Genomic DNA, 14,410 nt, shown 5'->3' on the forward strand with positions numbered 1-14,410 from the left:
GTCCTCAGGCTCCGACGGGGGTGGCGGCCGGGGCGGTGGCGAGCGCGCGGGTGCGCTCGTCCTCGCTCCGCGTCACCTCGTCGGCGGGAATGTAGTAGTCGCGGTCGTAGTTGAAGGTGTGGGTAATGGCGGCCGCGATCACGCCGACGAAGGTGAGCGCCGCGAGCCACCAGACGTGCCACACCATGGCGACGCCGAACACGGTGGCGATGGCCGAGATGATGAGGCCCGCGCCGGTGTTCTTGGGCATGTGGATGGCCTTGTAGCCCTCCAGCGGACGCTTGTAGCCGCGGCTCTTCATGTCCCACCAGGCGTCGCCGTCATGCACCATCGGCGTGAAGGCGAAGTTGTAGGCCGGCGGCGGCGAGGAGGTCGCCCATTCCAGGGTGCGGCCGCCCCACGGGTCGCCGGTGACGTCGCGCAGCTGCTCGCGCCGCAGGATGCTGACGGCGAACTGGACCAGCATCGCGCCGATGCCGCAGGCGACGAGCGCCGCGCCGAAGGCCGCGATGACGAAGAGCGGCTGGTACTCCGTGCCCGAGAACGAGCTCATGCGCCGGGTCACGCCCATCAGGCCGAGGATGTAGAGCGGCGTGAAGGCGACCCAGAAGCCGACGACCCAGCACCAGAACGAGACCTTGCCCCAGAACGGGTCGAGGCGGAAGCCGAAGGCCTTCGGCCACCAGTAGTAGATGCCGGCGAAGAGGCCGAACAGCACGCCGCCGATGATCACGTTGTGGAAGTGCGCGACCAGGAACAGCGAGTTGTGCAGCACGAAGTCGGCCGGGGGCACGGCGAGCAGCACGCCGGTCATGCCGCCGACGACGAAGGTCAGCATGAAGGCGACCGTCCACATCATCGGCAGATCGAAGCGGATCCGGCCGCGATACATCGTGAACAGCCAGTTGAAGATCTTCGCGCCGGTCGGGATCGAGATGATCATCGTGGTGATGCCGAAGAACGAGTTGACGCTCGCCCCCGACCCCATGGTGAAGAAGTGGTGCAGCCAGACCAGGTAGGACAGGATGGTGATGACGACCGTGGCGTAGACCATCGAGGCGTAGCCGAACAGGCGCTTGCCCGAGAAGGTCGAGGTCACCTCGGAGAAGATGCCGAAGGCCGGCAGCACCAGGATGTAGACCTCGGGGTGACCCCAGATCCAGATCAGGTTCACGTACATCATCGGGTTGCCGCCGAGATCGTTCGTGAAGAAGTTGGTGCCGACGTAGCGGTCGAGGGTGAGCAGCGCCAGCACCGCGCCGAGCACCGGGAAGGAGGCGACGATCAGGATGTTGGTGCAGAGCGAGGTCCAGGTGAAGACCGGCATCTTCATCATCGACATGCCCGGCGCCCGCATCTTGACGATGGTGGCGATCAGGTTGACGCCCGACAACGTCGTGCCGACACCCGCGATCTGCAGCGCCCAGATGTAGTAGTCGACGCCGGTACTCGGCGAGTAGGCGATGTTCGACAGCGGCGGATAGGCGAGCCAGCCGGTGGCCGCGAACTCGCCGACGAACAGCGACATCATCGTGAGCACGACGCCGCCGGCGGTCATCCAGAAGCTGAAGTTGTTGAGGAACGGGAAGGCGACGTCGCGGGCGCCGATCTGCAGCGGCACCACGAAGTTCATCAGCCCGGTGACCAGCGGCATCGCCACGAAGAAGATCATGATCACGCCGTGGGCGGTGAAGATCTGGTCGTAGTGGTGCGGCGGCAGGAAACCCTCGGCGCCGCCATGCGCGATCGCCTGCTGCGAGCGCATCAGCACCGCGTCGGCAAAACCGCGCAGCAGCATGACGAGCCCGAGGACCATGTACATAATCCCGATCTTCTTGTGGTCGACGCTGGTCAGCCAGTCGCGCCACAGCGGGCCCCAGAGCCGGTAGCGGGTCAGGAGGCCGACGACGGCGAGGCCGCCGACCGCCACCGCCAGGAAGGTCACCACCACGATCGGCTCGTGGAGCGGCAGGGATTCGAGGGTGAAGCGGCCGAACAGCAGCCGCCACCAGTGCGGGTAGGCTTCGATCGGATTGTGCTCGGAGTTCATGGTTCAGCCTGGAGTGCAGGTAGCGTCGTCGGGGGTCCGGGCCGGCGGACCCGCGCGGGGCGGTTCCGGGAGGCGCGTCGTTCCCGCGTCAGTGTCGCCGCCGGACCGGTGACCGGTCCGGCGGAAGCGGCTCAGTTCAGGCGCGGCGTCGCGTTGGCGGCGGCCGTCTTGGCGTTGCCGAGGCCGTAGGCGTCGGCCGGGGTGCAGAGCGCGGTGACGAAGGTCGCCTGCTGGGTCGCCCCGGTGCCGCGGCGCACCGCCTTGTCGTAGGTCAGGCTCATCACGCTGTGCAGGCCCTCGCGGCCGCCGCCGCCGCGGGCGTCGATCGCCGCCATGTCGTGCATGCACATCTTGGCGCGGTCGACGCACATGTTGAGGATCGCGTCGTAGAGGTCGGCGTCGACGGTCTTGTAGTAGCGCACCGGCTCCTTCTCGCTCGGGCGCTCGAGCTTCAGGTAGTCGGCCCGGTTCAGGCCGCCGCCGTCCTGCTTGACCTTGGCGACCCAGGCGCTGAACGCACCCTCGTCGAGGCCCTTGAAGGTGAAGCGCATGTGCGAGAACCCGGCGCCGCTGTAGTTGGCCGAGAAGCCTTCGTAGTCGCCGGTCTTGTTGATCACGGCGTTGAGCCGCGTCTGCATGCCCGGCATGGCGTAGATCTGGCCGGCGAGCGCCGGGATGAACAGCGAGTTCATCACCGACGAGGAGGTGATGCGGAACTCGATCGGCCGGTCGACGGGCGCGGCGACCTCGTTGAGCGAGGCGATGCCCTGCTCGGGGTAGAGGAACAGCCACTTCCAGTCGAGGGCGACGACCTGGACCACCAGGGGCTTGCCCGAGACCATCGGATCGCCGACGCTCGACACGATCGGCTTCGACGCGCTGATGCGGCTGACCGGCCGGTAGGGGTCGAGCAGGTGGGTGCCGAGCCAGGTCAGCGCGCCGAGCGCGATGATGATCAGGAGCGGCGCCGACCAGATCACCACCTCGAGCCCGGTCGAGTGATGGAAATCGGGATCGTAGACCGCCTTCTTGTTGCCCTCGCGGTAGTGCCAGGCGAAGGCGACCGTGAGCGCCATCACCGGAACGATGATGAGGAGCATCAGCACCGTGGAGGCGATCAGCAGGTTACGCTGTTGCAGCGCCACGTCGCCGGACGGCGAGAGCAGCACCATATTGCATCCTCCGGTGAGGAGGATGAACGGAAGTACGAGGAGGAGGCGCAAGTGTTTCACGGGCAGCCCGGACGATCAGCTTTCGGCTCCTGTCCTGTACGCCGACCGCGGCCCCCGCGGGATTGGACGTTTTGTCCAGGCCCCCAAACGGCCGGTTCTCCTCTAAGGAAGAGACCTTCGTAGAGTGACGGAGCAGGATTCCGATATGGCCACGATCTCGGCGGACGCTGCCGCCGCCTCCTCCTCCAAGCCGGAACGGGACGCCCGCCTGGCCTCGTCGGAGCCCGGCCGCGTCGCCCCCGGCGAGATCGCCCTCGGGGTCATCATCGGCCGCACCTCCGAGTTCTTCGACTTCTTCGTGTTCGGCCTCGCCTGCGTGCTGGTCTTCCCGCGCCTCGTGTTCCCGTGGGCCGACGCGGTGACCGGCACGCTCTATTCCTTCGGGCTGTTCGCCCTCGCCTTCGTGGCCCGCCCGATCGGCTCGGTGCTGTTCATGGCGATCGACCGGCGCTATGGCCGGGCGACCAAGCTCACCATCGCGCTGTTCCTGCTCGGCCTCTCGACCTGCCTCATCGCCTTCTTGCCGGGCTACGAGACCATCGGCCACTGGTCGGCGGTGCTGCTCGGCCTGTGCCGCATCGGCCAGGGCTTGGCGCTCGGCGGCGCCTGGGACGGGCTCGCCTCGCTGCTGGCCCTCAACGCCCCCAAGACCCGCCGCGGCTGGTACGCGATGCTGCCGCAGCTCGGCGCTCCCGTCGGCTTCATGCTGGCGAGCGGGCTGTTCGCGTTCTTCCAGCTCCAGCTGTCGGATGCCGACTTCATGGGCTTCGGCTGGCGCTACCCGTTCTTCGTCGCCTTCACGATCAACGTCGTGGCCCTGTTCGCGCGCCTTCGCCTCGTCGCAACGGAAGAGTTCCGCCGCCTGCTCGAGGCCGACGAGCTCGAGCCCGAGCCGGTCGTCGAGACGGTGCGGGCGAGCGGCCGCAACATCCTGGTCGGCGCCTTCGTGCCGCTGGCCTGCTACGCCCTGTTCCACCTCGTCACGGTATTTCCGGTCAGCTGGATCAACCTGTTCACCGGCCGCTCGGTCGGCGAGTTCCTGATGGTGCAGTTCGCCGGCGCCGTCATCTGCACGATGACCATCATCATGTCGGGCCTGATCGCCGACCAGATCGGCCGGCGCTCGACCATCGCGCTCGCCGCCGCCCTGATCGGCCTGTTCGCGCTGGGCAGCATCATCGCCCCGCTGCTCTTCGGCGACAGCATGCCCGGGCAGACGATCTTCGTCGTCGTCGGCTTCGCGCTGCTCGGCCTCGCCTACGGCCAGAGCTCGGGCGCCATCGCGGAGAACTTCGGCACCAAGTACCGCTACACCGGCTCGGCCCTGACCTCGGACCTCGCCTGGCTCGTCGGTGCGGGCTTCGCGCCGCTCGTCGCGCTCTACGCCTCGAGCCACCTCGGTCTGCCGTGGGTCGGCGTCTACCTGCTCTCGGGGGCGGTCTGCACGCTCGGCGCGCTCGGCCTCAACCGGCGGCTCGGGGTGTCGGCCTAGCACCTCTCCTCTCCCCCCTGTGGGGAGGGGTCGTGGGGATCGAAGATCCCGCGTGGGGGTGGTGCAGGAGGCACCACCGAGCTCTATCCGGCACCACCCCCACCCCTGCCCCTCCCCACGGGGGGAAGGGAAGTGCCACATCCTCAGGCGGCCCCCACCCGGAACCGCGCCGCGTGGCTGCCGATCTCCTCGAAGGCGCCAGGCGTCGCCCCGGCCTTCGCGAGCGCCGCCTGCGCCTCCTCCGGGCTCACGTCGCCGGGCAGCGCCAGGAGCTGGCTCAGGCCCCCGCTGACGCCGGCGCTCGCCACCACCTCGCCCCCGAGCGCCTCGACGGCCTCCATCGCCTCGTCGCGCCAGCGCTCGAACCGGGCGGCGTAGAGCACCCAGTCGCGCTGGGCCGCACTCGGGTCGTCGAGGGGCTTGGCGACGCAGAAGACCGGAGTGCCGGCCGGGTGGCCGGGCCGCTCGATGAAGGGCAGCCGGGCGATCACCTTCGGGCGCCCCGGTCCCGCGAGCTGGCGCCACCAGGCCCCGGCGGTCACGCCCTGGTCGAGGCGAAAGACCCCGAGATCGCCCCGCGAGGCGGCGACCGCCGCGATGACCGCCGCCGCACTCGGATGGGGCCGGTACGGCACCGTGAAGCCGAAATGGAACCGGGCCGAATCGCGCATCGGCGCGTCGCCGCCCGAGACGTCGGCATGGACCGCGAACGGCGCCTGCACGTAGGTGAAGGTCGCGATGATGACGCGCCAGATCCCCTCCACGGTATCGAGCGGCAGGAGCCCCTGGTGGCGCTCGGCGATCATGCGCATCATCGAGGCCTCGCGGCCGGGCCGGAAGGCCGAGCCGGAGGCGGAGGTCTTCTTGACGGCGATCAGCCGGTCGATGATCCGGCCGCGCTCCATCAGGAGGTCGTGCATCGCCGAATCGATGCGGTCGATGTCGGCCCGGAGGGCGGCGAGGTCGGTGGGCGGGGGCGACGTCATGGCTTCGCGGGATGAGGCGGCAGGAAGATCCGTCTTACGACCGCCGCCGCCCGCGGACCAGGGCCGGCATCGTGCGGGCCTCCGGAGATCGTTCTTCCGTCGATTGACGGCGCGACAGCGAAGCCCTACCTCTTTCGTCCGTTGAAGCGGAAATTTCGGACGCTTTAACGGCCGGTCCGGTTTGGAGAACGAACGACTTCCGGATTTTTCGTTAACGCCCGCCATCCGGCGCCAGCCCCGTGAGAAGCATGGCCACACCTCTCCTGAAGCCCGGGACCGAGGCCGCCTCCCAGGCGGTCGAGCCGACGAGCCCCGTCGCCCAGTTCGGGCCCGACGCGCCGCTGATGATGGATGCCGGTGTGGAGCTGGCGCCCTGGCAGATCGCCTACCAGACCGCCGGCACGCTCAACGCCGAGCGCAGCAACGCGGTGCTGGTCTGCCACGCCCTCACCGGCGACCAGCACGTCGCCAACACCCACCCGGTCACCGGCAAGCCCGGCTGGTGGGAGCGCCTGGTCGGTCCCGGCAAGCCGGTCGACACCGACCGCTACTTCGTGATCTGCGCCAACGTGGTCGGGTCGTGCATGGGCACGACGGGACCGGCCTCCCTCGACCCGGCGACCGGCCGGGCCTACGGCCTCGACTTCCCGCTGGTGACGATCCGCGACATGGTGCGCGGCCAGGCGATGCTGCTCGACCGGCTCGGCATCAAGGACCTGTTCCTGTGCATCGGCGGTTCGATGGGCGGGATGCAGGTGCTGCAATGGGCGGCGAGCTACCCCGAACGGGTCTTCGCCGCGATGCCGATCGCGACGGGTGCGCGCCACTCGGCCCAGAACATCGCCTTCCATGAGGTCGGACGGCAGGCGATCCTCGCCGATCCGAACTGGCATGGCGGGCGCTACCTCGACGTCGGCACGCGCCCCGCCAAGGGACTCGGCGTCGCCCGGATGGGCGCCCACATCACCTACCTGTCCGAGCCGGCGCTCCACCGCAAGTTCGGCCGCCGGCTGCAGGACCGGGACGCCCCGACCTTCTCGTTCGACGCCGACTTCCAGATCGAGAGCTACCTGCGCCACCAGGGTATCACCTTCGTCGAGCGCTTCGACGCCAACGCCTACCTCTACCTGACCCGGGCGATGGACTATTTCGACCTCGCCGCCGACCACGGCGGCGTGCTCGCCAACGCCTTCCGGGGCACCAGGACGCGGTTCTGCATCATGTCGTTCACGTCCGACTGGCTGTTTCCGACCGCCGATTCGCGGGCGATCGTCCACGCGCTCAACGCCGCGGCGGCGCCGGTCGCCTTCGTCGAGGTCGAGAGCGACAAGGGTCACGACGCCTTCCTGCTCGACGAGCCGGCGATGACCTCGGCCGCCAAGGGCTTCATCGCGGCCGCCGCCCGGGAGCGCGGCCTGTGAACGCCTCCGCCCCCCTCGCCCCCGCGATCCTGCCCCAGGACGCCACCGGCTCCTCGCGCATCGACCACCTGGTGATGCTGAACCTCGTCGAGCCCGGCTCCCGGGTCCTCGACGTCGGCTGCGGCGACGGCTCGCTGCTCGCGCTCCTGCGCGACCGGCGCGGCGTCGACGGCCGCGGCATCGAGCTCTCGCGTCAGGGCGTCAACGCGTGCCTCGCCCACGGCCTGCCGGTGATCCAGGGCGACGCCGACACCGACCTCGCCGCCTACCCGGACGACGCCTTCGACTACGTGATCCTGTCGCAGACGATCCAGGCGACGCGCCAGCCCAAGGCGGTGCTGGAGCACCTCCTGCGCATCGGCCGCCACGCGATCGTGTCGTTCCCGAATTTTGGCCATTGGCGGGTGCGCAGCGAGCTGATGCTGCGCGGGCGGATGCCCGTGACCGACACCCTGCCGGATCCCTGGTACGAGACCCCGAACATTCACCACTGCACGATCCGGGACTTCGTGGGCCTGTGCCGCCTCGTCGGCGCCCGGATCGAACGCGCCTCGGCGCTCGACGCCTCGGGCCACCCGATGCGCTTCGCCCTGCCGTGGTGGGTGTGGAACCTCGTCGGCACGCAGGGGGTGTTCCTGCTCCAGCGGGAGTAACGGATCGTCGCCGACCGGGGCCTTCCCGTCGGCCGTGATCACGTTTCGTGTTGCGTGCCTTTTGTTGAGGACGGAGGCAACGCGGCGATCAGAATGGCCTCACGTTGAGCTGCCGGCCTCCCGGGGGCCGATCCCGGCCCGCTTCAGCGTTCCGGCCAGAAGCTCGATCTGCGCGGCGATGCGCCCGAACGCCGTCGACTCCGCCTGCTCGGGCTTGGGCGGCAGCCGCTCGCCGGCAGCGGTGGCGGCGAGCGCCCGGGACAGCCAGTCGCGCCAGGCCCGCCACGTCGCGGCCTCGGCGCCCGCGGGCTCCGGTTCGTGGCGCAGGATCGCCAAACGCCCGGCCATGCGGCGGAGCGTGGCGTCGGCGACCATCGCGGCCTCGATGCGGGAATGCCCGCGGCGGCGCGGTTCCTGCAGGGCGCGGGAGAGCGCGGCCTCCAGGTTGTTGCTGGCAAGCCCCGCCGCCCGGGCGGCGGCCTCGGCGGCGGCGGACTGGGCCTCCCCCAGGCGCTCCGCCACCACGGCGTCGGCGTAGTGGGCATGGGTCTCGAGGGCGGTGCGGAGCGCGTCGCGCACCCGGGCCGGCTCCCAGAGCGGCCACAGCAGCAGGCCCGCCAGCACCGCGACCGCCCCGCCCAGCACCGTGAACAGGGCCCGCATCCCGACGATCTCCCAGGACGAGTGCCCGGGCTCGACGAGCTCCACCAGCACCACGACCAGCGGCGTCAGGCAGGCGATGAAGGTGCCGTAGCTGACGCCGCGGGCGGCGAAGCCGAGGACGCTGAGCGGCACCATCATGGCGGCGAGGACCGGCGGCGAGGTGGCGTAGAACGCCAGCACCGCCCCGATCAAGCCGCCCAGCACCGTGCCGCCGACCCGCTCCAGCGCCCGCTGCCAGGTGGCGGCGTAGAAGGGCTGCATCGTCAGCACCACCGTGATGGTGAGCCAGTGGGTGAACGGGCCCGGCCACCAGGCGGTGACGGCGAGCGCCGGCAGCGCCACGACGGTCGCCCGCACCGCGTGGCGCAGGTTGGCCGAGGACCAGGTGAGGTTGGCGCGCAGCGGCTGCAGCACGGTCTCGCGCCAGGGCGGGGCCGGCGACCCGGCGAGCCCGCCGCCGCCGGCCAGGTCCTCCGGCCCCGACAGCTTGGCGCCGATCCGCACCCGGTCGAGGATGCGCTCGGCCATCCGCCGCAGCGCCGGATCGGCACCCGGGCCTGGCCGGGCCCGGGCGAGCGCCCGCTCGACCCGCGCGAGGTCCACCGGCCGGTCGCGCCGGATCGCCCGCGACAGCACCTTCAGGGCCGGAGGCAGGAGGCGCAGGAGCCGGGCGGCCTCGGCCCGCTGCGCCGGGGTCGCGCGCTCGAGGTAGTCCGACAGGGCGATCATCGTGCCGAAGAGCTGCTCGGCGGCCTCCAGCCGGATCAGCGCCCGGGCGTTGCGTTCCGACAGACGGGCCCGGCTGCGGGCGAGGTCGAGCACCAGGGTGCGGGCGGCCTCGATCGCGTCGCGCACCGCCCGCCGGTGGCCGCGGGCATGGGCCTCCCAGATGGCAGGACCGGTCTCCTGCGGCTCGCCCGCGAGCCGGCGCAGGTCGCGGGCGAGCCGCGACAGGCCGCGCCAGACGTCCCCGATCGCCGCATGGGCCGGCCGGTAGGGGTGGAGCCGCCACACCACGAGGGCGAGGAAGGCCGCCCAGAGCCCGCCGGCCCAGAACATCGCGGCGACGACGACGCCCTGGTGCAGGCTCAGCGCGCGGTCGAGGGCGAGGCAGAGCACCACCACCAGCACGTTGCCGACGGTCTGGGCCGGCACGCCCCAGACCCGCGCGAAGGTGCAGCAGAAGATGACCGCGAGCGCGACCGGCAGCACCAGGGCCGGGCCGTAGCCCTCCATCACCCCGAAGGCGCCCCAGAACAGGCCGCCGAGACCCGCGAAGGCGAGGAGCGCCCGCAGCCGCGGCCGGATCGACCCGCCGATGTCGCAGAAGCAGGTCAGGTTGGCGGCGAGCGCCATGGTGAGGAGCGGCGGCCAGGCGAGCCAGGTGTGCAGCAGGATGATCGACCCGAAGGCCAGGGCCGCCCGCAGGCCCTCGATCACATTGATCCCGGTGAAGTCGGGGGCCATCGGCAACCGGGCGAGGTCGGGGCCGGGCTCGCGCAGGGTCCCGCGGCGGATCGGGGCGGGCTTCATCGGGCGGAACGGGGCACGGGGGGCGCTCGGGTCGCGGAGTCGGTCGGGGGCCCGCGATCCGCACCGGGGCAAGCCGCATGCCCCTCGGCAGGCGACCGAACGGCGCGGTGCGGGTCCCGTCCCCGTTATAGGACGCCCGGCGGCGGCGTGCACCGCATCACGCCGACAGGCGTGCCCCGGGACGACCGAGATAGCCGCCCTGGCGCGCGGGTGGGGTCGCGCTATGTCGCCTCGTGTCGAGCGAGCCCGGCCGCAGACCGGGCCGTCCCTGACGGAGGATTCGTTTGCCGATGCGCCTCTCCCGCCTGCCCGCCCTCACCGGCGCCCTTCTCGCGCTCTCCTGCGGCGGGGCCGCCGCCCAGGGTATCCGCAATGCGCCGCCGCCGCGGGCGCTGGAGACGGCGGCCTACATCTTCGCGGCGGCTAACGTCTGCGGCTACCGCATCGGCACCGAGGCGTTCGAGGCGCTGCTCGCCCGCTACCAGGTGACGATCGACGACGTGCGCCCGCCGCGCGGGCCCTTCGGCGCCAAGGTCCAGACGATCTTCACCCTGATGTCGAACCAGATGATGCAGAACCGGGACGCCGCCTGCCTGGCGGTGGCCGGCGAATACGGCCCCGAGGGCAAGGTCGTCCCGGGCATCCTCCTGCCCGCCGCCCCGGCCGAGGCGCCGGCGCCCCCCAAGCAGCCCTGACCGGCACGGAGACACGGATGAGCGACGAGACCCGCCCGCACGGGCGCTACGGCTACAGCGCCCTGCCGCAGCGCCCGGTCTACGACTGGCCCGGGGGGAAGCGGCTGGCGGTCTACGTCGCCCTCAACGTCGAGTGCTTCGCGTTCGGCGGCGGGCTCGGGGCCGAGCTGGCCCCGGGCGGGCCGCAGCCCGACGTGCTGAACTACGCCTGGCGCGACTGGGGCAACCGCGTCGGCGTCTTCCGCCTGGCGGAGCTGTTCGACGAGGTGTCGCTGCCGGCCTCGATCCTCGTCAACAGCCGCATCTACGCCGAGTGTCCCGGCCTGATGGAGGTGTTTCGCGCCCGCGGAGACGAGGTGGTCGGTCACGGCCGCAGCAACGCCGAGCGCCAGGGCACCCTGCCCGAGGACGAGGAGCGGGCGCTGATCGCCGAGGCGACCGCGGTCCTGGCCCGGGCCGAGGGCAAGGCGCCGGCCGGCTGGCTCGGCCCCTGGATCTCGCAGAGCCGCGCCACCCCGGACCTCCTCGCCGAGGCCGGGTACCGCTACCTCCTCGACTGGTGCCACGACGACCAGCCGACCTGGTTCACGACCCGCGGCGGCGGCCGCATCCTCTCGGTGCCCTACCCGCAGGAGCTGAACGACATCCCGTCGATCGTCGGGCGCAAGGATTCCGGCGCGCAATTCGCCGAGATGATCGTCGACACCTTCGAGGAGATGCGCGCCGCCGCCGAGGCCGCCCCGCTGGTGATGGGCATCTCGCTCCATCCCTACCTCGTCGGCCAGCCGCACCGGCTGCGGCCCCTGCGCCGGGCGCTGGCGCACATCGCCGAGGCCCGGGACGCGGTGTGGATCACCCGCCCCGGCGCCATCGCCGACCATGCGATGGCGCTGCCGGAGGGCATGGTGCCCGGATAGGCAATTTTCGCGAAGGGGTCAGCGCCCCGTCCAGCGCGGCGGGCGCTTGCCCAGGAACGCCTCCATCCCCTCGCGGAAATCGGCGCTCGTGTAGCAGCTCAGGATCAGGTCGTCCCCGGCCTCGGACGGCGCCTCGTCGCGCACGCGGCGCAGCCCCTCCTTGGTGGCGGCGAGCGTCAGCGGGGCGTGCCCGGCCACCAGATGCGCCAGGGCGCTCGCCCGCTCGGCCAACGCCGCGGCATCCTCCACCACCTCGCTCACCAGCCCGATCGCCCGCGCCTCCTCGGCCTCGATCAGGCGGGCGGTGAAGATCATCTCCTTGACCCGGGCGGCGCCGACGAGGGCCGAGAGCCGGCGCAGGTTGGCGACCGACAGGCAGTTGCCGAGGGTGCGGGCGATGGGAAAGCCGAACCGGGCGTCGCGGGTGGCGATGCGCAGGTCGCAAGTCGCGGCGATCGCCGCGCCGCCGCCGGTGCAGGCCCCGGCGATCGCCGCGATGGTCGGCTTAGCGCAGCGCTCGAGCGCGCCGAGCACCCGGTCCATGAATCGCTCGTAGCCGAGCGCGTCCTCCGCCGTCGAGAAGGCGCGGAACTGGGCGATGTCGGTGCCGGCCGCGAAGGCGCGCCCGCCCGCACCCTGGATCACCACCGCGCGGACCGCCGGGTCGGCATCGATCGCCTCGGCGAGGCCGTGCAGCCGCTCGTACATCGCGAAAGTGAGGGCGTTGCGCGCCTGCGGCCGGTTGAGGGTGATGCGGGCGATGCCCGCCTCGTCGACCTCGTGGAGCAGTTCGTCGGTCTCGGTCATGGCGGGCGCATCCGGGTGGGCTTCTGCGCCCGAGCCTAAGCATCATTCGCCGGGACGGTCACCGGTGGAGCGGGCGAACGACGCGCGAATCGGCAGTGCGGTGCCGCTCCGCCGGCGGCCCGCCTCGCGGCCCGCCGAAGATCCGCGCGCGACGACGAACGCCGGGGCGCCCGCGACGTTGATGCGCGACCGGAATCGAGCAGGAGACGACGCATGAGCAAGCAGGCGGCATCCGATAAGGATCACGAGAAGAGCGACCACGAGGAAACCTGGACGGCCTTCCGCGAGGCGGTGAACATGAGCCCGGGCGAGCTCGAGAAATGGCTCGACACCGAGGAGAGCCGCTCGGTCGGCTGGAGCGACGGCGCCAAGAAGGAGAGCGACAAGGGCGGCGAATCGGTCGGCCATCACCAGGGGCGCCGGATCGTCGAGATCAAGCACACCAAGAAGGCGGACCTCACCGACGAGGATTACGCCGACATGCGCAAGGTCGCGCCCTACGTCAAACGTCATCTCGCCCAGGGCGGGCCGGAGAAGGACGCCGAGACCTCGCGCTGGCGCTACTCCCTCATGAACTGGGGCCATGATCCGCTGAAGGATTGAGGCATAGCCGCCACAGCGACATGGTGGCGCGGGGCAAGGCGCAAGTTTCTCCCGCGTCGCCGCATTTCGACAACTCTGTTCGCTCTCGGGCCGCACTGGCGAAACGAACCATGCTCCGGCCGCAGTTCGGCCCGGATCTTGCTGACCCTTGCCCATGCCCCAGGGTCTTCGCATCGCTCCGGCGATGTGGCTGACTGGGGTCAAGCCGTAAGGCATCGCGAAAAGCGGGCATATGGGGGTCCGGGATGGTGGGAGCGGATGTGCGGCGGCGCCGGGCATGGTCCGGCGCGCGGGCGGGTGTGTGGGCCGGCATGCTGGCCGTCGTCCTCGCGGGTCTCGGCTTCGCCGACCGGGCCGGGGTCCCGGCGCTCGCCGTCCTGCCCCGCCCCGCCGAGGCTCCCCCCGACACCGCGCCCGACGGGCCGCCGACCCGGATCACGCTCGGCCCGGGCGGGCGCGACGTGCGCCTGTGGGGCGACCTCAACGACGGCGCCGCCGCGCGGCTGCGCCGCGTGCTCGACGCCAACCCGGGCGTGGCCCGCCTGCACCTGACCAGCGACGGCGGGCTCGTCGACGAGGGGGTGGCGATCGGCGAATTGGTGGCCGAGCGGGGTCTCGTCACCTACGTGCCGGATTACTGCGTCTCGGCCTGCACCCTCGCCTTCGTGCGCGGCCGCGAACGCCTGATCGTCGAGGACAGCCGGCTCGGCTTCCATGCCCCCTACGAGCCGGGCGCCTTCGGCAGCATGGTCCAGGTCGATTCGACCGAGGAGCGCGGCCGCTACCTCGCCGCCGGCCTCGAGCCCGGCTTCGTCGATCAGGCCCTCGCCACCCCCTCCCGCGACATCTGGATCCCCGACGCGGCGCGCCTGCGCGCCGCAGGCGTCGTCACCCGGGTGGTCGGGCCGGGCGACCTGCCGGATTCGACCCTCGACGACGACGATTCCCTCGCCGGCGCCCGTGCGGCGGTGCTTCGCGCCGTCGACCTCCTCGCCCCGTTCGCGGCGCAGCGGCCGGGGGTGCTCGACGGGATCGCCGCCCGCTACCGCGACGCCTACCGCCAGGGCCGCAGCGAGAGCGAGGGGCTCGACCTCATCCGGGCCGAGGCCGCGGGCGCGATCCGGACGGCCTTCCTGGGCACCGACGACGCCACCCTGGCGGATCTCGGCCGCCTCGTCCTCGACGCCATGGCGGCGAGCGGCAGCGAGGAGGCCTGCCGCGCGGTCGGGCGGGACGGCGATCTCGTGGCCGCCGCCGAGGCCCTGCCGGATCGCAGGGGCCCCGGCCGCCTGGAAGGCCTCCTCGACCGGGCGTTCGCCGGGCCGGCGCCCCTCGCCGCGCGGGTCCGGCCGACGCCG

Annotated in this window: 12 protein-coding genes; 7 read left to right on the forward strand and 5 right to left on the reverse strand. The window is 71.6% G+C overall.

Annotation, left to right across the window (positions count from 1 at the left end):
• Positions 1-4: 4 nt before the first annotated feature.
• Both cyoB and cyoA read right to left on the reverse strand, forming a co-directional pair.
• Positions 5-2,050: a cytochrome o ubiquinol oxidase subunit I gene (cyoB, locus tag HPY23_RS02845; RefSeq protein WP_060846487.1), complete on the reverse strand. Its 2,046-nt coding sequence runs from the start codon at positions 2,048-2,050 to the stop codon at positions 5-7.
• A gap of 131 nt (positions 2,051-2,181) precedes the next feature.
• Positions 2,182-3,282, reverse strand: a complete 1,101-nt coding sequence (gene cyoA, locus HPY23_RS02850) for a ubiquinol oxidase subunit II (RefSeq protein ID WP_091890468.1) — start codon at positions 3,280-3,282, stop codon at positions 2,182-2,184.
• Positions 3,283-3,427: 145 nt separating this feature from the next.
• Between cyoA and HPY23_RS02855 the strand changes: the two genes are divergently transcribed.
• Positions 3,428-4,774: an MFS transporter gene (locus HPY23_RS02855; RefSeq protein ID WP_060846489.1), complete on the forward strand. Its 1,347-nt coding sequence runs from the start codon at positions 3,428-3,430 to the stop codon at positions 4,772-4,774.
• 143 nt (positions 4,775-4,917) lie between these two features.
• Here the strand turns inward: HPY23_RS02855 and HPY23_RS02860 are convergent, their stop codons facing one another.
• Complete coding sequence (locus HPY23_RS02860; RefSeq protein WP_060846490.1) at positions 4,918-5,760, reverse strand: chorismate mutase; 843 nt, start codon at positions 5,758-5,760, stop codon at positions 4,918-4,920.
• A gap of 248 nt (positions 5,761-6,008) precedes the next feature.
• Between HPY23_RS02860 and metX the strand changes: the two genes are divergently transcribed.
• Positions 6,009-7,181, forward strand: a complete 1,173-nt coding sequence (gene metX, locus HPY23_RS02865) for a homoserine O-acetyltransferase MetX (RefSeq protein ID WP_060846491.1) — start codon at positions 6,009-6,011, stop codon at positions 7,179-7,181.
• Entirely contained in the window at positions 7,178-7,834 is a 657-nt protein-coding gene (gene metW, locus HPY23_RS02870; protein WP_091890471.1) for a methionine biosynthesis protein MetW, read from the forward strand. The genes metX and metW overlap by 4 nt, the downstream gene beginning before the upstream one ends.
• Before the next feature lie 99 nt (positions 7,835-7,933).
• Here metW and HPY23_RS02875 read toward each other — a convergent pair whose 3' ends face one another.
• Positions 7,934-10,030, reverse strand: coding sequence for an FUSC family protein (locus tag HPY23_RS02875; protein ID WP_200602103.1), 2,097 nt, complete (start codon positions 10,028-10,030; stop codon positions 7,934-7,936).
• A gap of 290 nt (positions 10,031-10,320) precedes the next feature.
• Between HPY23_RS02875 and HPY23_RS02880 the strand changes: the two genes are divergently transcribed.
• Both HPY23_RS02880 and HPY23_RS02885 read left to right on the forward strand, forming a co-directional pair.
• Positions 10,321-10,725: a hypothetical protein gene (locus HPY23_RS02880; protein ID WP_091890477.1), complete on the forward strand. Its 405-nt coding sequence runs from the start codon at positions 10,321-10,323 to the stop codon at positions 10,723-10,725.
• Between the two features lie 17 nt (positions 10,726-10,742).
• Positions 10,743-11,642, forward strand: a complete 900-nt coding sequence (locus HPY23_RS02885; RefSeq protein ID WP_060846495.1) for a polysaccharide deacetylase family protein — start codon at positions 10,743-10,745, stop codon at positions 11,640-11,642.
• Positions 11,643-11,660: 18 nt separating this feature from the next.
• Here the strand turns inward: HPY23_RS02885 and HPY23_RS02890 are convergent, their stop codons facing one another.
• Positions 11,661-12,449 carry an enoyl-CoA hydratase gene (locus HPY23_RS02890; RefSeq protein WP_060846496.1) on the reverse strand — a complete coding sequence of 263 codons (789 nt, stop codon included), beginning with the start codon at positions 12,447-12,449 and terminating at the stop codon, positions 11,661-11,663.
• Between the two features lie 213 nt (positions 12,450-12,662).
• Here HPY23_RS02890 and HPY23_RS02895 point away from each other — a divergent pair, with 213 nt between their 5' ends.
• Entirely contained in the window at positions 12,663-13,052 is a 390-nt protein-coding gene (locus tag HPY23_RS02895) for a DUF3140 domain-containing protein (RefSeq protein ID WP_091890480.1), read from the forward strand.
• 311 nt (positions 13,053-13,363) lie between these two features.
• A partial coding sequence (locus HPY23_RS02900; RefSeq protein ID WP_200649554.1) for a COG3904 family protein occupies positions 13,364-14,410 on the forward strand: 1,047 nt, incomplete at its 3' end.

The organism is Methylobacterium ajmalii, from assembly GCF_016613415.1.
GTDB classification, from domain to species: domain Bacteria; phylum Pseudomonadota; class Alphaproteobacteria; order Rhizobiales; family Beijerinckiaceae; genus Methylobacterium; species Methylobacterium ajmalii.